This is a genomic window from Aminobacter sp. BA135 (genome assembly GCF_050859125.1).
Lineage (GTDB): Bacteria > Pseudomonadota > Alphaproteobacteria > Rhizobiales > Rhizobiaceae > Aminobacter > Aminobacter ciceronei.
This window is the reverse complement of sequence record NZ_CP139572.1, coordinates 2,437,640-2,455,609: the sequence shown is the minus strand read 5'-3', so window position 1 is coordinate 2,455,609 and position 17,970 is coordinate 2,437,640. Positions and strand designations below refer to the sequence as shown.

The 17,970-nt window shown below is 59.6% G+C and carries 11 protein-coding genes and 1 pseudogene; 2 read left to right on the top strand and 10 right to left on the bottom strand.

The genetic code is table 11. The features are described from left to right. Positions 1–20 precede the first annotated feature (20 nt). From SLT36_RS12025 to SLT36_RS12010, 4 genes are all read right to left on the bottom strand, one after another. Entirely contained in the window at positions 21–8,699 is an 8,679-nt protein-coding gene (locus tag SLT36_RS12025; RefSeq protein ID WP_432287692.1) for a calcium-binding protein, read from the bottom strand. A gap of 387 nt (positions 8,700–9,086) precedes the next feature. Beyond that, positions 9,087–10,526 (bottom strand): HlyD family type I secretion periplasmic adaptor subunit, encoded by a 1,440-nt coding sequence (locus SLT36_RS12020; RefSeq protein ID WP_432287691.1) that lies wholly within the window; start codon positions 10,524–10,526, stop codon positions 9,087–9,089. A gap of 6 nt (positions 10,527–10,532) precedes the next feature. After that, positions 10,533–12,656 (bottom strand): type I secretion system permease/ATPase, encoded by a 2,124-nt coding sequence (locus SLT36_RS12015; RefSeq protein WP_432287690.1) that lies wholly within the window; start codon positions 12,654–12,656, stop codon positions 10,533–10,535. 272 nt (positions 12,657–12,928) lie between these two features. Further along, positions 12,929–13,000 (bottom strand): hypothetical protein, encoded by a 72-nt coding sequence (locus SLT36_RS12010; protein WP_432288308.1) that lies wholly within the window; start codon positions 12,998–13,000, stop codon positions 12,929–12,931. 114 nt (positions 13,001–13,114) lie between these two features. Here SLT36_RS12010 and SLT36_RS12005 point away from each other — a divergent pair, with 114 nt between their 5' ends. After that, positions 13,115–14,053 carry an IS481 family transposase gene (locus SLT36_RS12005; RefSeq protein WP_432287689.1) on the top strand — a complete coding sequence of 313 codons (939 nt, stop codon included), beginning with the start codon at positions 13,115–13,117 and terminating at the stop codon, positions 14,051–14,053. A 222-nt stretch (positions 14,054–14,275) separates the two neighbouring features. Here the strand turns inward: SLT36_RS12005 and SLT36_RS12000 are convergent. The 3 genes and pseudogenes from SLT36_RS12000 to SLT36_RS11990 all read right to left on the bottom strand — a co-directional run. Then, positions 14,276–14,377: pseudogene (locus tag SLT36_RS12000) on the bottom strand (hypothetical protein); the annotation flags it as partial. A 69-nt stretch (positions 14,378–14,446) separates the two neighbouring features. Beyond that, positions 14,447–15,094, bottom strand: a complete 648-nt coding sequence (locus tag SLT36_RS11995; protein WP_432287687.1) for a GYF domain-containing protein — start codon at positions 15,092–15,094, stop codon at positions 14,447–14,449. 10 nt (positions 15,095–15,104) lie between these two features. Continuing rightward, complete coding sequence (locus SLT36_RS11990; protein WP_432287686.1) at positions 15,105–16,136, bottom strand: hypothetical protein; 1,032 nt, start codon at positions 16,134–16,136, stop codon at positions 15,105–15,107. 20 nt (positions 16,137–16,156) lie between these two features. Here SLT36_RS11990 and SLT36_RS11985 point away from each other — a divergent pair, with 20 nt between their 5' ends. After that, on the top strand, positions 16,157–16,378 hold the full coding sequence (locus tag SLT36_RS11985; protein WP_432287685.1) for a helix-turn-helix transcriptional regulator: 222 nt from the start codon (positions 16,157–16,159) through the stop codon (positions 16,376–16,378). Here the strand turns inward: SLT36_RS11985 and SLT36_RS11980 are convergent. The 3 genes from SLT36_RS11980 to SLT36_RS11970 form a co-directional block, all read right to left on the bottom strand. Beyond that, entirely contained in the window at positions 16,353–16,871 is a 519-nt protein-coding gene (locus SLT36_RS11980; RefSeq protein WP_432287683.1) for a hypothetical protein, read from the bottom strand. The genes SLT36_RS11985 and SLT36_RS11980 overlap by 26 nt on opposite strands. 1 nt (position 16,872) lies before the next feature. Then, positions 16,873–17,106 carry a DUF3768 domain-containing protein gene (locus SLT36_RS11975; protein WP_432287681.1) on the bottom strand — a complete coding sequence of 78 codons (234 nt, stop codon included), beginning with the start codon at positions 17,104–17,106 and terminating at the stop codon, positions 16,873–16,875. A gap of 155 nt (positions 17,107–17,261) precedes the next feature. Next, positions 17,262–17,873: a hypothetical protein gene (locus SLT36_RS11970; protein WP_432287679.1), complete on the bottom strand. Its 612-nt coding sequence runs from the start codon at positions 17,871–17,873 to the stop codon at positions 17,262–17,264. Positions 17,874–17,970 lie beyond the last annotated feature (97 nt).

Sequence of the window (17,970 nt, the reverse complement as noted above, 5' to 3'; positions counted from 1 at the left end):
CCCAGCAGTCACCAGAGTTATTATGCGGCCATCCACGAGGTTTTGATGGCTGCTGCTACAGTGCCAAGCCCGTTCTGAGCGTTGAGCTGCAGGTCGCTTTCTTGAACCCCGCTTGGATTGGCGCCCGTCGCTGGCTGGAACGAGGCCATTGCCGCGATGAGGCTATCGACCTTGGCATAGTTCAGCACTTGGCCATCGCCTGAGCGGATCTTTTCGATCGTTTGCGTTGTCGGTGCTGAAAACCACTGCTGGACAGTCACTTGGTCATTGGTACCGAGCACATTGATCACCAGATCATTGCCGACCTTACGGAACCAGAGTTCGTCCGCGTCGATGCCGGCACTAAAGGTAAGTTCGTCCTGTTCGCCCGCCACACCGTTATCAAGGATCGTGTCAGCACCGTCTCCAAGACCGAATGCATACTTGTCAGCCCCGGCACCGCCAACGAGCGTGTCGTTGCCCAATCCACCGATCAGCGTATCACTACCTGCCCCGCCTTCGAGACGTTCATTACCTGCCAAGCCGAAGACATAGTCGTTTTCAGCTGTGCCGACGATTGTTGCTCCTAAGCTGGAGGCCGCCCAGAATAGTTGTGAAGTGCCTGCACCAAAGGAGAGCTTGTCAACACGACCAGCACCCACGGCGTGTTGCACTGAGGTGATGCTGTCTCCGGCCGAACCGTTTACGAATGTGAATTTGAGGTCCTGGCCGATCCACTCAGCCCTTAGCTGATCGGGACTAAAGGAGCTGTCGAAGGCAATGACTTCGGTGCCGTCGCCTATCCTTTTCTGCAGTTGGTTTGAGGCTGTGTCCCAGCGATAGCCATTGAGCCAGGTATTCACGATGCCGCCAGCCTTGACGCCAATGGCGTTGGCTGCGGTAGTGTCGGCAGAGGTGACCGTTGTCAGCAAATAGTCGTCAATCGTGTCGGCGCCGTCTCCTCGACGGTAGATGTAGATATCATCTCCACTTTGACCGTTGAGATAGTCATTGCCGGTACCGCCATGGAGGGTGTCTATGCCATTTCCACCCAACAGGATGTCATTGCCGGCCCCGCCATAGAGCCGATCAGCGCCGTCGCCTCCCTCGAGGCGTTCTTGTCCAGACAATCCGAACAGCAAGTCTGCCGCCGCAGTTCCGGTGATTGTTGCGCCAATAGTCGACGCTACATTGAAGACCGTCGCCGCTAGATTATCGAAGGCAAGCTTCTCGATCTTTCCGGCGATGCGCTGCTGGTAAAGGACAATGATGTCGCCCCCACCAAGATCAATCTGCAGATTGTCGGCATTGCTACCGATCCATGACATAGATAGGTCCTCGGCCTTGATTCCTCCTGCCAATGACACGGTGTCAGTCCCGGCCTCACTGCGCTTTACCAGATAGTTCCCTGCCGTTGCCCAATAGAAGCCTCCCACCCAAGTGTTGACAATGCCACTGGCGTGAACGCCGAGCGCCTGAGCCGAGTTGATGTCGGCCGCTTGGGTAGTCATCGCATCGTTGCGATCGTCAATGCCGTCAATGCCGTCGCCACGGCGGAAGAGGTAGCTGTCGTCGCTGGCTCCGCCACTGAGGTAATCATTACCTTTGCCTCCAACCATGGAGTTAGGTGGGGCTCCACCTAAGAGTACGTCATTGCCGTCTCCACCGTACAATTTGTCAGCGGATCTGTTGCCTCCCTGCAACGTTTCGTTTCCGGCCAATCCAAAAAGGATGTGCGAAAAGCTGCTCGCACCTGTCACAGATCCGCCAGCTACGGCCGCAATAGCCATTGGAGTTGCCACACCATCGACCACGACCTTGGTCAGAGTGCTGCCGATCGTCGCAAATACGCTGTTGGCTGTCAGATTCGCAATTGCAGCAATCGAGATCTGCAGGTCGGTGCCGGACCAGGAGAAGCTCAGGTCCTCGAGCTTTAATGATCCAGTCAAGGTAAGCGTCGCCGTAGCCTTGTCGGCCGTCAGCGTGTAGGCAGACTTGCCCACGGCGTTGACACCATTGATGACGCTCTTGGTGGCCTTTCCAGCTGCATCAAGATCGACAACGGTCTGAACGATCGAGCCATCAATCAACGTCACGGCCGTTTCGATGTGCTCATAGGTGCCGTTATTGTCGCCGTCCTTGCGCAATGTGGTCGTACGTCCGTCAGCGCTGAGTGTCACGATACCCTTGGCCTTGATGGTTCCGTTCGTGTTCTTTTCGGTGACGTCGGTGATTACCGATCCGTCGATCTGCGTCTGCGAAACGGCCGAATACTCAAACTTCGCCAAGTCATGGGCAGACAGGACGTTGCCGCCGTCACCGTCATAGTCGGCAAGCGTCGTGGTGGTCAGGCCGTCGGCACTGGTTGTTGCGACGACATTGTACGCCAGCGCAGACTTCCAGTAGACCTCGCCCAGCAACAGTCGCAAGGGATCGCGGGCTTGCGTCGTTTCATTGCGGGTACGCCGCGTAGAGGCCCCGCTGATGTCCACGACAATGGTTTCAAGGCGATCGTCGCCTCCGACACCGTCGATATTGTTGTAGATTTCGGTCGAGCGACCGTTGTCGCTAACGTGGGTGACCACCGAACTCTGCAAAGCGCCTGTGGTGACATTGGTGTCGTTGGCAACCGTCTTGCGAGAACCGTTGGCGTTCACGCTGAGCGTCGCAACGCGTCGCTGATCAACCGTGCCGTTGCCGTCGAAATCCCACTCCGAGGTTGTGACCAATCCGTCAGCGCTCGTGGTGATGACCGTGCCGCTCGCTTTCTGGCCATCGGGTTTGAGGTCCGTAATCGCGGTGTAGGTTGAGCCGTCTACATTCTTGATGATGGCTTCCCACTGATCGTTGGCGCCATCGCCATCGACATCGCGCGTTTTGTGGATCGCCTTTCCGTCGCCGACAGCCGTCGTCACCGTGCTTTCAAGTAGTTTTCCTGCTGCTGAGACGGTACTCGTGGACTCGCTGGTCGTGCCATCTGCATGCCCCCAACGTGTCGTGCTGATCGTCCGGTCGAAGCCTGCTATCCCGTCAATGTTCTCTTGTGTCGTGGTCGTTTTTCCGTCGGCACTATCAACCGTCACGTACTGCGACAGCTGTGACCCGTCGGCCTTCAGATTTGTGACCGTCCGCGTTCGCGAGCCGTCAACATTGATTGTGGTGACATCGGTGGAGTCCTGGCTGAACGCATCGACCCCAAACCTGTCCCAACTGGTGCTGACGGACAGGCCATTGGCACTTGTCGTCGTCACATACTGCTTCTTCAGAACGCCGCTGTCGTATTCGCTCAGGGTCTGGGTCTCAGTGCCATCCGAGCCGAGAGCCGTGACATCGGTCTGCTTGCGTTCGTAGACGCCATCGCCGGCGAAATCCCATTCCCTCGTAACAGTCAGCCCGGTGCCAGAGGTCGTCGTTTTGGACTTTTCCCATAACCTGATGACGCCGGGCGATGAATAGCGGATGTCCTCGACCGATTGGACCGTACTTCCGTCGGCACCGAGGACCGTCGCATCCAGCTTTCTCCGGAACGTGTTGACCACGTCGTTGACGGGATTGGCCGCCGCGGTGATCGTCGCATGTTCTGTTACAGTTGTGAGCCCGTCGCCACTGACAGTGATCGTTTTCCGTGCGTAGTCGCCAACCCGCGCGTCAGTGCTGGTCGTCTTTGTGCTCCCGTCGGCATTGGTCACCGCGGCTATGGTGATGTCGACAGATCCGTTGCCGTCCTTGTCCTGGGTAATCGTGCTGGTCAGTTGGTCAGCACTGACCGTCTTGATGGTCTGGCTTTCGAGCGTGCCGTTGGCCTTCTTGTAGCTGACGGTCTGGGTCGTGCTGCCATTTGCATTCAGCACCATCGCATCAGTCATTGAACGGCTTGTCGTGGTGCCCCATGAGGCCCAGGCAACGTTCTTCGTCAAACCATCGCCGCTGACGGTGGTTGTCGTACGGTATTTCACCGAACCGTCAGTGTTGAGTTCGTCGGCCACCTCGGTCCTGCTGCCATCGGCATTGAGCGACGTTACGGATTTGCTCGCCCGCTCCGTCGTTCCGTTGCCATCCCAGTCGACCACCAACGTCTTTGTCAGCCCATCGGCGCTGACAATTCCCAGCGAGCTGGAATGATGGCTGCCGCCAAAATTGTAGACGTCGATGATCTCGCGCGTGGCGCCGTCATCACCTTTAACGAGCGTACGCTTCTCATCGATCACCGCATCGCCGTTCAGGTTGACGGTGGACGTCAACAGTCGCTTGTTGGCGCTCGTTGTGGTTACGGACTCGACCAGAGTCCCGCCATTGGCGCTTTTGACCGTAGAGGTTTCAACCGTCGAGCCGTCAGCGACCAGCACCGTCGCTGTGGCGGTGCTGCGATCGACAGTACCGTTGCCGTCGATATCCTCTTGTGTGGTCGTAGCCAGGCCGTTGGCGCTGGTCGTGGTGATAGTCTTATCGATCAACGCGCCTGTGCCGGAAAGCTCGCTGACGGTCCTCGTCTTCGAACTGTCCGCGTTGAAGACGGCTACATCGGTGACCTTGCGCTCTGTCGTGCCGTCGCCATTGGCATCGACCTGTGCCTCCGCTGAGAAGCCATTGGCCGAGACGGTTGCGACAGTCCGCGACAGCAATGCACCGTTGCCCGCGAGCCTGGAAGTCGTTGTGGTGCGGCTGGCGTCGGCATTGATGACGGTCTGTGCCTGGACTGAGCCGTCGAATACACCGTCGCCGTTGATGTCGTCCTTGATCGTCTTCGTCAGGCCATTGGCGCTGACCGTGGTCTCGGACTTGGCTCGGACCGTGCCATTCGGGTTGAAGTCGGTCTCAGTCAGCTTCTTGCTGCCGTCGGCATTGGTGACGCTCACTTCGGTGCGGTCAACCTTGGTGTCGCCATTGGCGTCGATCGTGACAGTCGTCGTCTTGCGGTCAGCGCTGATCAGTTCCTCGGTTTTGCCAAGCAATGTGCCGTTGCCGCTGGTCTCAGTGGTCGTTTCCTTGCGGCTGCCGCCGGCATTGAGCACCATGACAGTTGCGGTCGTCCTGTCGACCGCGCCGTCGCCATTGATGTCCTCGCGAACGGTTTGGGAAAGACTGTCCGCCGTGGTGGTCGTGGCAGTGCTGCCGATCAGCGTGTTGTTGGCACTCAGTGTCCGCACAGTGCGGGTGCGGCTTTGATCCGCGTTGGTCACCGTCACATCGGTGACGGTGAGGTCATAGGTGGCGTCGCCGTTGATATCGGTCTTGGTGGTGACGGAAAGCCCTGCCGCATCTGACTGCTCGAGCACACGTGTCTTCAATGTGCCGTTCGGATTGAACTGGCTGGTCGTGGCCGTCGTTGCACCTGCGACATCAACCAAAATGGTCTTGGTCGTGTCAGTGACACCATCGCCGTTGGCGTCCGTCGTGATGCTAATGTTCTTGGCATCCGCACTGGTTACGCGAACGGTTTTGCCGAGCAACGTCCCGTTGTTGGCGGTGTCCTGGACGGTCTGTGTGCGGCTGCCGTCGCCGGCAACAACTGTAACGTCTGAGGTCGTGACATCGGTCGTACCGTTGCCATCAAGATCGGTTGCTTCGATCGTGCTAAGACTATTGGCGCTCTTGGTCGTGACCGAGCTGCCGCGCACCGTATTGTCGGCATTGTAGGTGGTGACTGACGTAACCGTCGCTCCCGCGACATTGGTGGTCACCACGCTCTCGACGCGGGTTTCGAACTGACCGTTGCCGTTGTCATCGATCTGGGTCGTCTTGGTCCGGCCGTCGGCGCTCGTGGTCTCGACGTCCTTGGAGATCAGCGTGGCGTTGCTGCTGCGAATTTCTGTCGTCTTGGTCCTGCTGCCGTTGCCGGCGACAACCGTGGTCTCGGTCTCAACGAGCTCGTATGTGCCGCTTCCATCCGAATCTGTGCGCACGATCTCGGTCAGGCCATCGGCGCTCGACGTGGTTTCGACCTTCTTGAGCACCGCTCCGTTCAGCGCAAACTGCGTCACCGTCGTCGTCGACGAGCCGTCGGCATTCCTCACATAAAGCTGTCTCTGGTCGTTGATGCCGTCGCCGTCCTGGTCGACATAGGTCGTCACCGTCTTGCGGTCGGCACTGGTGACAATGGTCGTGCTGTTGAGCAGCGCGCCATCCGCGGCATAGTTCGACACCGTCCGCGTGCGCGTGCGGTCGATGATCTCTGCTGTAGCCCAGTGCGAACCAGGAGTGTGGCCAGAGGCTGCCACGATGTCTGCGATGGAGAGTGCCGGGCCGCTGCTGAACTTGAGATATTCGAAGTTCTTGAACTGAATCGTATCGCCTGTCGAAATGCGAGAAACGGTAAAGTGCTCGGCTTCGCCGATGATGCGGTAGTCGGTCACGTCACCCGCGAACACCATCGTGTCGCTGCCGCCGGCGCCATCCGCATAGTTGCCGGTGCCGCCGGTGAAGATCATAGTGTCCCCGGATTGGCTGCCACCAAAATAGGTGTCGTGTCCGGTGCCGATCGATTCCGTTATTCCGGTCGGAGCCAAAGTGTCGATCGAATACCACTGCGCTTCGGTATAGAACCAGAAGCCCTGGATCCCGACCAGTGTATCAGTGCCATAGGCAGCACTTGCGACCGTCACCGAACCGTCGGCGTTGCGGTTGAAGGTGTAGTCGGAGGCGTAGCCGTCATACTCCGCCTGGTTGTAAGTGCCGCCGTCGCCGATCAGGAAATCGTTGCCTGCGCCGCCATAGAGATAGTCGTCGCCATCGCCGCCGCGGATGACGTCGTTGCCGGAGGTCCCGTTGAGATAATCGGTACCAGCAGTTCCGATGATGTCGTTCGGGCCGACAGGAGGCGTGTAAGGCGGGACAGGTGGCTGCGGCGGGGGATCTGCCTGGAAGGGCGCAGCCAGCCGCAAGGTCTCGACCTGCGAGCGATCCCAGGTACCGTTGCCGTCGTCGTCGAACTTGGTGGTCTTGGTCAGGCCGTCGGCGCTGGTGAGAATGCTATTGCGGAAGGCGATCTGGCCCTCCTTGTCGTAGCCGTCGATGGCGACCGTGGTCGAACCGTCCGCATTGTTGGTGGTCGTGCGCTTGATCACATAGCCATTCGCGTCAGAGACCAGCACCGCATCGCCTACAGTCCCGGTCGAGCCGTCGGATTTGGTATAGACAGTAGTGCCCGTCACCGCCGAGCCGTCATCAAAGCGCTGGCCGCTGCCGGTCGGGGTCAGATCGATCGAAACGATTCCAAGCGAGGCGAGAGATACAAGCTGGCCATCGACCATGACCTTGAATTCGTTCCAGCGTGCATCGCCGGCATCGAGTTTGCCATTGCCGTTGGTGTCAAAAACGCTCTTGATCGCGGCAAGGTCACCAGTCGCGGTCGGGTCCCACTCGGTGAAGACGAATTCGCTCGAGCGGGAGATTTTGCCGTCGCCATCGGCATCGATGACCAGAACACCCGTGCCCTTGCCGGCCCAAGCCGTGCGATGCTGATAGCCGTCACCAGCAAGGTCGACGAACTGAGATGACGTCGAGATGGTGTCGACCGAGATTCCGTTGCCGGTCAGGTCAAGAAGGACGGGTGCTGTCATCCGGCCGCCGCTTCTATGATCCTTAGTCGGGTCCTTGGTTGACTTGGAGTTGGTCGACTTGGAATTGTTCCTTTCCTGGCGATCGTCGGGCGATCCAGAAGAGTTTGGTGATCTGCCGCCGTTGCCGCCCTGCGTCGCCCTTTCGCGTCCGCCGCCACCGCCACGTTGGTCGGAAGGGGAGCGATCACTCGGCGTACGATCACGGGACGTGTCACGATCGCCCCTCCCACCCAGGCCACCCGAGCGGTCGGTCGCGCGCGAGTCCTTAGATGAACCGCCTGGAGCACCGATGTCGCGGTCATCCTTGTCCTTGCCGGGAAATTTGCCGCCGGTCATCCCGTTGTTTCGGCGGTCGCGTTCGGCTTGAGTGGATTCGGAAATCCTGCCGTTAGGCGAAGGCGGGCGCGCTATGTCGCGGTCATCCTTGTCTTTGCCTGGCAACTTGCCGCCTGTCATACCATCTTGGACATACTTGGCTGCCTTCTGTGCGTCCCGGTATGCGTCCAGCGCTTTCATGCTCGCCAATTCAGCTTCGCGCGGACTGACGGATCTTGTGGGACGGTTTGCGGCATTTAGTTCGGATGGCGTATCCCACCCTTTCCAATCCTCAAGTACGTCCAGGGCTTTCGCTGCCATGGCCGGACCGGTGTAGGCAAACTGCAAGTTCAGATATGTGCGGCCCGGCTGCCATACGGAAGCGGTTGCGCCTGGTCCCATGAGGACGGCGCTGTTTCCCGTTTTCGACATTGCCTGCGCGAATGCTTGCCCAGGTTGGTATTGGTTAGGATCATAAACTTGGTAAGAGATTCCTGCCTCGACGCCAAGTGTGCCGAACCCCCAGCCTTTGCCTCCATAGATTTCAGCGCCTATGTCAACATTCAACGCACCATTGCCGAAAGCAACACCTCCAGCAACATGCCCACCCTTCACGAAGCCAAGCGGTGCACCCAGCCCAAGTCGTCCTGAGTAACCTTTGTTGTCAATCTCAATACTACCACTTATTATTCCAAATTCAAAATTAATGTTTGTATATCTCGTGCCAGAAAATCCGTCAAAAATATCTAATGTGGACTTGTATCCATGACTAAAGCTTATCCCGCCAACAGCAGGCACACCGAATACGGCGCCAACACCGGATTTATTTGTAACATATATTGACATTTAGCCCCCCCCCATCGTTTTTGGTTATATAAAGGCAATAGCCAGCACGGTCGATGCGACGCCAATGCTTTGGATTATCTTTATTTGATCAATCTTGCCTCCATCATACCCACGCTCTATTGCAGCAATTTTGTTCCTTTTGAAAATTGATATATCGTATAGCGACAATAACATTATGACCAAAATGATTGGTATCTTAGAAGAATCAGAGATATTTGGGATACCCAAAAGGTTTGATAGAATGGATTTTGATCCGTACTTAGAAACATAAATTACAGACGAAGCTTGAATTAGAATCGAAAGAACCATTGCAAATATTGCTGCGTTTCTCATGAAATAACCTCAAAAATGTCCGAAATTATCTTTGAACGGTAACTGAATTCACCACTATCTCTCATGGAAAGCTTCATCCTTCATTTCCATCAGTGGATCGAGCAGGAACTGCAACACGCGGCGGCTGCCAGTCTTGATCTCAGCGGTGACCGACATGCCGGGGGTGAGCGGCACGTCCTGACCATCGGCGCGTATCGACGACTGGTCGAGCGCGATGCGGACCGGGAACACGAGCGGACCTGCGGCACCTTGTGCTGCCCCGCCGCTGCCAGCGCTGACAGATGCGCCTATTGGGATGGCATCGTTGGACACGGTCGCGACCTTGCCGTTGAGCGTGCCGTAGCGGGTGAAGGGGAAAGCCTCGAGCTTGATCCTGGCATCCTGACCTTCGCGAACAAAGCCCTTGTCCTTGTTCAGTAGCATCGCCTCTATCTCTAGTGCCGTTCCGTCGGGAACCACGACCATCAGCTGCTGTCCGCTCTGCACGACATCGCCCAACGTTCCGACTTCGACCTGCTGGACACGCCCCGCGACGGGTGCCATAAGGATGCTGGCTCGCTCGAACAGTTCCGCCTTGGCCAGATCCTGGCGCAGAATGCCGATGGTGCGATCTACTTCGATCAGCTCGCTGGTCATGCGGTCGAGATAGGTTTCGCGCCGTTCGCGCTTGCGGGCAGTCAGCGATTTCACGGTCGCCTCCAGCTCGGCGAGACGACCGTTTTCGCTGACCACCGCCATCAACTGGTCCTGCTCGCTCTGGCGCGCATTGATCGTTTCGGATTTTACGCCAACGCCACGCTTTTCCAACTCCATATAGATGCCAAGCCGCTCGCCGCTGAGGCTGACCAGTTTGCGCCGCTCGGCAAGGGTGTAGCGGCCCTGCTCGATTTCAACCTGCTTCTGGGCGATATCGGCCTCAAAGCTCGCTTGTTCTGCCTGGTAAGCAGCCAACGACTGCCGCATCTGCGCCAGCTGCAATTCTACCGTCGGCAATGGTGCGTCGGACGGCGCCACGAAGGATGCTTGTTGCGCTTCTGTGCCGTTGGCTACAGCCGCGATGATCGCCTTGAGCCGCGCTGCCGACACCTCCGCAGCAGCCAGGCCGCCGGCCAGTTTTTGCCGTTCGGCCACCTGCTCGGCCGGATCGAGTTCGATCAGCTTGTCGCCCGCCTCGACGTGGTCACCGGCCCTCACATGAATGGCCTTCACCCGCCCGGCGATCAGAGGTTCGATCACCTGCACCTTTCCGACCGGAACGATCTTGCCCTGGATGCTGGCGGTGGTCTCGACACGGCCGAACCACGACCAGGTCAGAGCGCCAACGGCAAAGGCGATGATCAGACTGATAAAGATCCGCGCTGCGGGCGACGCCGGCGTCTCGAGGATTTCGATTGCCGCCGCCTGAAATTCGCGTTCGTCGCGGTTGAGCGCAGGCCGCTTGTTGTCGTTGTCCTGCGCTATGCCAGCCTTCACTGCATCCCAGTAGCGCCCCATCTCAGTCTACTCCGCCGCAACCGGACGATGCTCCGCCTGCAGCCTGTAGAGCTGGGCGTAGCGACCATCGCGCTGGAGAAGTTCGTCGTGGGTGCCTTGTTCGGTCAGGCGGCCCGCCTCGATGGTCAGGATGCGGGTTGCATCGCGAAGGGCAGCGAGGCGGTGGGCGATGATGAACACCGTGCGCCCCTGCGCCATGCGGCGCATGTTTTGCTGGATGACATACTCGGACTCGTAGTCGAGCGCGCTGGTCGCCTCGTCGAAGATCAGGATGCGCGGATTGGTGACCAGAGCACGCGCAATGGCCACTCGTTGGCGCTGGCCGCCCGACAGGTTGGCGCCGCGCTCCTCGAGCACCGTGTCGTAGCCGGATTTCAGCTTGAGGATGAACTCGTGCGCGCCTGAGAGCTTTGCCGCTTCGATGACACGGTCGAGCGGCAGGGCCGGATCGGCAAGCGCGATGTTTTCCCGTACCGTACGCCTGAACAGCACGTTTTCCTGGAGCACGACGCCGATCTGGCGGCGCAGGCTGCGCGGATCGATCAGCGCGAGATCGACGCCGTCGACCATCACCCGACCGCGCTCCGGCACATGCAGCCGCTGCAGCAGCTTGGCGACGGTACTTTTGCCCGAACCGGATGGACCAACGATGCCGATGATCTCCCCCGGCTCGACCTGGAACGAGACGTCGCTGAGGATCTCGCGTTCGCCAGGGCGATAACGGAAGGTGACATGGTCGAAGGCGGTGTTGCCGACGATCTTGCGCAACGAGCCCTGGCCGCTGCCACCGCTGAGTTCTGCAGGAGCATTCAAGATGTCGCCGAGCCGATCGACCGAGATCCTGACCTGCTGCAGTTCCTGCCACAGCTGGGCAAGCCGCAGCACCGGGCCCGAGACCCGCCCTGCCAGAAGGTTGAAAGCGACAAGCTGGCCAACCGTCATGTCGCCAGCCAGCACCGCCTTGGCGCCAAACCACATGGTGGCGACAATCACCGCCTTGGAGATGAACTGCGCGCTGTTGCTGGCGAAGTTGGCAAGGTTTGCGGTGCGGAAGCCGGCGTGGACGTAGCCGGCAAGCTGGTCCTCCCAGCGCCGCTGCATCTGCGGCTCGACCGCCATCGCCTTCAGCGTCTCGACACCAACGATGGATTCGACCAGGAAGGTCTGGTTCTCAGCGCCCCGATTGAACTTCTCGTCGATGCGGCGGCGGAACTCGGGCGTCACGGCGACTGACAAAAGCACATAGGCCGGGATCGAGCAGACCACGATCAAGGTCAGCCATGGGCTGTAGAGCCACATCACCGCCAGGAAGACGAACAGAAACAGCACGTCGAGCAGAACTGTCAGCGCCGAGCCGGTCAGGAAGGCGCGGATGTTTTCCAGTTCGTGGACACGTGCCACCGTCTGGCCGGTCTGGCGCGCCTCGAAATAAGCGATCGGCAAGCCAAGCAGATGGTGGAACAGCTTGGCTCCCAAGGCGACGTCGATACGGCTGGTGGTGTGTGTAGTGACATAGCTGCGCAAAGCCGTCAGCAGCACCTCAAACAGCGAGATGGCAGCAAGTCCGACCACCAGAACCTGCAGTGTCGTCATGCCGTTGTGGACCAGCACCTTGTCGATCACCAGCTGGAAGAAGATCGGCGAGATCAGTCCCAGCAGTTGCACGAAGAACGAGGCCAGCAGGACCTCACCGAAGATCCGGCGATAGCGGATGATCTCTGGAATAAACCAGGAGAAATCGAAGCGACGCGAGAACCCTTCGGCAAAGGCACGGCTGGTAATCAGGATGGCAAAGCCGCTCCAGCCGGCCTCGAAGTCGGCGCGTGACATCTCCTGCGGTGGACCGATCTGCGGGTCCTGGACCAGCACCTTATCGGCGGACAGTGCTGCCAGCACAGCAAAGCTGCCATCGGACTTCTCGACAATCGCCGGCAATGGCAGCCGATCCAGCCGAGAACGAGCCGGCCGAACAATCCGCGCCTTGAGCTTCAGCCGCTTCGTAGCCCTGACCAGATCCTGCCGACTGGCATGGACCACGCTCAATCCAAGGTCGTGACGAATGACATCGGGATCGGCAGGCTGACGCAAATACTGCGTGATTAGCGCCAAGCAAATGACGCCGCTGTCCATGCCAGCAGTCACCGAATTAATATGATCCACGCCCGCCACGCGAATTTTAGCCTCTACTCAACTACTACGCGATCTTGGCGGAATGCAAGTCTTCCAATTGCAGAAATTCACACAGCAACTGCATCAGGCAATACTAATGTACTTAGCTTCTAATGTTGCTGCCGAAGTCGCGCCTCGATGTCCCATCCGGTGGATCCGGTCTCCCTTGAAACATGCCGGCTGGCCATGTTTGGCCGGCGTCTATTTGCAGCCTCGGTTATGCAAGCATGCCCTTAGGCACTCGAAATCATTCTGTCGCGCATATGCTCGAACTGGTCCCTATCAATGACGCCGTCATCGAGCAGCCTTTTCAGCCGCTTAAGGCGCGCTAGGTGTCGAAGCTATGAAGGTTGTTCATTCGAGGATGGACTGAGAAGCTGGGGTTGCGAAGCCAACCAACCTTCAGTGGAGCTCCCCGAATGAACGTTCATAAGAATGCGCTTTTGACGCCTTCAGGTCGAGTGCTTTTGGTTCAACGCATTGAACAGGGCTGGAGCGTGCGGCGTGCTGCCGGTTCGGCCGGGGTTTCGGAACGGACAGCCTATCGCTGGCTCGGCCGCTACCGGGCCGGCGACCGGGTTCTGCACGATCGCAGTTCAGCGCCGCACCGCTGCCGGCATCGGCTGGCAGCCATGCAGGTGTCTCGGATCGAGCAGTTGCGCCGCCAGCGTATGACGGGGCCGGCGATTGCCCGGTCCTTGGGCCTGGCGCGCTCGACGGTGGGCCTGGTGCTGCGCCGGCTGGGACTGAACCGGCTGGCCTGGCTTGATCCCCGGCCGCCGGTGCTGCGCTACGAGCGGCAGCGACCGGGCGAACTGATCCACATCGACATCAAGACCCTGGGCCGCATCGACGGCGTTGGCCACCGGATCACGGGCCAGCACCAGGGCCATCATCGCGCCCGAGGTATCGGCTACGAACACCTGCATGTCGCCATCGACGATGCCTCGCGCCTCGCCTATGTCGAACTGCTGCCAAGCCTGGGCCGGGAAGATGCCACCGGTTTCCTCAACCGGGCACTGGCCTGGTATGCCAGGCTGGGCGCCAGGGTTGAGCGGGTGATGACCGACAACGGCTCGGCTTATCGCTCCAAACTGTTCGCCCAGGCGCTCCAAGGTGCCGGTGCCCGACACATCCGCACAAGACCCTACACCCCGCGCACCAACGGCAAGGCCGAGCGCTTCATCCAGACTTCGCTGCGCGAATGGGCCTATGCAAGGCCATACGCCTCATCGAACGAACGCGCCAAAGCCATCCACCATTGGGCAGCCAACTATAACCTGGAACGCCCACATTCCGCCCTTGGCGGCATCAGCCCGTTCCAAAGACTGAACAACCTTCTTGGAAACGACAGCTAGGGCGTCGTCGGGCGGCTGCGGGTCGCCGGGCGGCAATGGCAGCGCAGGCAGCACTGGCGGGCCGCTAACGAGGCGCACGGGCACGATGTCATTGGCGGCGAGGTTGAGGCCCGATTCGCCGCCATTGCTGCCGTTTGGGTCTTTGCTGATGTGGACGGCCATGCAGGCCCAGATAAGGCACCCGAACCAGACGATGCCAGTCGCGCCCAAAAAGACGTTGAGCGGCAAAATGACCCATCGGTTGGGATGACGGCGCCAGAAGGCGACGATGGTCGGCGTGATGTAAATGACCCAGATGATGATCAGTCCGGCAACGAGTTCCATAGTGCGCCCCACATGAGAAAGCCGGGCGGCAGGGCCGCCCGGCTGGATGCTGTCGCCGTCCCGGCTCGATCAGCCTTCCATCAGTGCCCCCACTACGATGGCGTAGGCGACGAAACAGACGATCCAGATGCAAAGAAATTTGATCGAGGTTCGCGTAAGCGCCCAACGCCGCCAGAAATAGCCGATGGGGCTCAGCAGTACGAACGGCACCATGGTCCGTAGCTGCGGATTGCGCCTGCTATGGTTGAGGTTCCTAGCGTCGCCCCACGCCAGCAGCAGCCCAATCCAGAAACCGACGACCGGAATGACGTCGCCCGGTGCGCGCACGAACGGGTTGTAGATGGCGATTTCGAGCACGATGAACAGCAGTGGCGAAAAGGCGAGCAGGTAGGCCCACAGGTCGCTCGGCGCGGCGTAGGGCTGCACGTAGCCCGTAGCGGCCTGTGGCGTGCCCACAGGCGGTTGTGTGGCTGTGGCAGCCCCAGCGGCCAGCGGCGGCGGCATGACGCCTGGCGACCGCGCCAGCGGCGTTTGTGAGGCAGGCCGCCATTCATTGCCAAAGGCCGCAGTCCACACCCGTGTTTCCGGCGGCAGCAGCCTGTTGGTGAACATTATGGCCAGATCACCCTCTGCAATCGGCCCTCGCTGTTGGCCTTTGTCGTCGTAGAACCAATCCGTCATTTCCAACCTCGTCGCTTTGTCGTGAGCTTCTGTCATGGCTGCTCGCTCACATGCCTCTGGCACAGTTGCCGACCGCCTGACTTGTGGGCTGGTCGTTGGCATCAAGGTCGAAGAAAGTGATTGCGTCCTGATCGAGTGCGATGGATACGAAGCGGCGACGGTCACCCATGGACTGGTCCACGGCGCCTTTCATGAGGGCTTTCAGGCCGTCAAACGACTGCTGGTCCATGCCCATGGACTGTGCTGTCGCACTACTGGTCATGGCCTGCTGGAATTGCCGCGCATCGTAGACGACGCTGGCGACGTCACCATTCTCCGCATACTGGATGTGCACAGGCTCGAGCACAGTACCGTTCACGGAACCAATTGCATCTTCGGCAATGCTGATGGAGACAGTGTGAAACTGCTCCCGGCCAATGATCACTGGCACCCCAAGAACCTGATTGCCAGAGATGCGGCAGGTGTACGTCATGATAGCTGGGCCGGATTGACCCATCGCCTCAAGCGCTCGATCGAACCGTTCTGGCGCCTTGTAACGCTCGCATCGAACGATCCTATCTTTGGTTTCGCCCAAGGTAGCGAAGGCAGCCAACGCAACTTCCATATCCAACAATACGATTTGCTTTTTTGGATCTCCGCCTCGGGCCGCCAACTGATCGGCTACGGCGCGGCCACCAAACTCTTCGAGCAGCCGATCGGCAAATGCGAAGATCACTTCTCTTTGATCTTTTTCACCTTTGAAGGGGCGCCCAGTGTTCACACCGCGAAACCAGAGTTCCCCGTCAATGTAGGAGAATAGAAACGGCATCACCTCTTCGCCGGGTTGCTCAGGCTGCCCTGTCAAATCCGCCCAACGCACAGGACAGGTCATCGTGTTGGTGGGAGACAGCTTGCCCTGCACGGCATCGAATTCTGTACCGGTTTCGGAGCCCAATGACGGTCCCGTCGCGCAGGCCAGTGAACAGGCGGCCACCAAGCCGCCAAGTAGTCTCTTCATGATCGGCATCCCCTCGCCCAGTGCCTTTACCTGCATGTAAAGCAGTGAATACATATTATAGTTGATAAGCTCAACGCTCAAAATCTCCGATTGGTTGGTGCATGGATATGCGCAAACTGGTCGGGAGGAATTTTGCGCGCCTACGCGCCGAAAGTGGCTGGTCGCAGGAGAAGGTTGCCGAGCGCGCCAATGTCAGCCAGCAATACATCAGCGATCTGGAGAACGGTAAGCGCAACCCAACGATCGAGACCCTCTATGCCATCGCGCAGGCCTTCGGCGTCAGCCACGTCGAGTTGGTCAAGCCAGACGGTCAAGACGACTGACACTCCGGCTACCGCTGGCGGTGGCGCCTCCCATCGACACGAGAAGCGCCTCAACGTGCTCGCGCTCAAATTCGTCACCGTTGCAGAAGGCCAGAAGGTAGGTGGCTTTCTCCTGCCGTTCGGCGTCGTTGACGGCAGGATGGAGACACAGCTGCATGAACAGATCCCGCTCCAAGTCGCCGAGTGCATCCAGCCGCTCGCGGTCGGCTGGCGCCGGATCGTGACCGAGCGCGATGGAGTCGATAGTCTTGCTAATCCGCCCAAGCTCGGAATAGGCCGCGCAATGCGCGCACATGACCTGCATCAGCGCCCAAGACACCGGCGCGGACGGGCGCGGCAATACCGTCTCTCCAGCCCCACCGTTGGGCTCTGCCGCTGCCAACCGCCCCTCGCCTGCCTCCCCCCGGCGCAAAGCTCCGCGCGGAACCGCAAACCACATGGCGAGTAGCGACACTGCTCGGAGCAGCCCGCGCCGGTTCATTGCGACCATCATATCAATATTCCTCGGCGCGCATGATGGTCAGGACCCGCCGCGTCTGCTGCGGGTCGCTCGGTTCGGACGAACCAGCCGCGAAATCGGCGCCGTAGTACTCGATCTTCCAGAAATAGCGGTCGCCGTCCTGGTCGATTGAACCGAAGTCATGCTCGCCATACGGATCGTTGTCGCTGTGGAATGCCTCGAAAGCCCGCACCGAGCGCAGCAGCGCCCAGCGGTCCATGTCCGGCATGGCTGCGACTCCGGCCGTTATCATGACCGTGCCGCCCACGAAGCTTTTGCGGAAGGCGTCGTTGAGCGCGCGGACCGCTGCCGCCCGAGCACAAGACCCGGCCGCATTGGCAACCGGGTTCGTTTCATTTCCAGTCTGGCGCATCGTCGCCCCCGTTAAGCCGGTGCCTTAGGATGCAGCAGCGCGATCTGTTCGGCCTTGCGGGTGAAGGGCGGGTAGTCTAGCCAGTCGCGCCAGCTTAGCCGGTAGACGCCCTCGCTGATCACTTCGACGACGCGGGCCTCGAAGAAGCCGTCGTCCCTGCCCTCACGAGCGAGCACCAACGACCCAACCGCGATCTTCGACCAGTCCTCCGGGCGGCTTGCCGCTGGCCGCTCTGGCACCGGCTTAGTGGGGTCAGCCGGAGCGTTTGCACTGGTCTCCTGGCCACTGGCCCTGGTAGGCTGCGGGATCATCACCGGTCGCGCCTTCAGCGGCTCGGGCAGATGGTTGAGCAGGCGCTCAAAAGTCTCGCCCTTAACGAAGGGAACGAAGGCTCTCCCGCTGGTGAACAGCTTGCCCTTAGGCAATCGGATGGCGAGGTCGCGTAACTCGTCGCCCTCTACTGCCAGGGCCGCCATGCCCATCAACTTGGCGGCGTTCTTGGCTGGCGCGGCGTCCTCGCCGTCGAACCAACTGGCATGGGCCTTTCCGGCATCGTCACGCCCGAGCAGTATCAAGGCAGGCGCAACGGCGGGCGACAGTGGTGCAAGCGTAAGCTGGGTCATGAAGCATCCCTGAAAAAGAGAAGGGCCCCGCGTGGGGCCCTATGTTGAACATTCAGATCGTGTCGGTGACATTGCCGATGGCACTCGTTTGGCAACT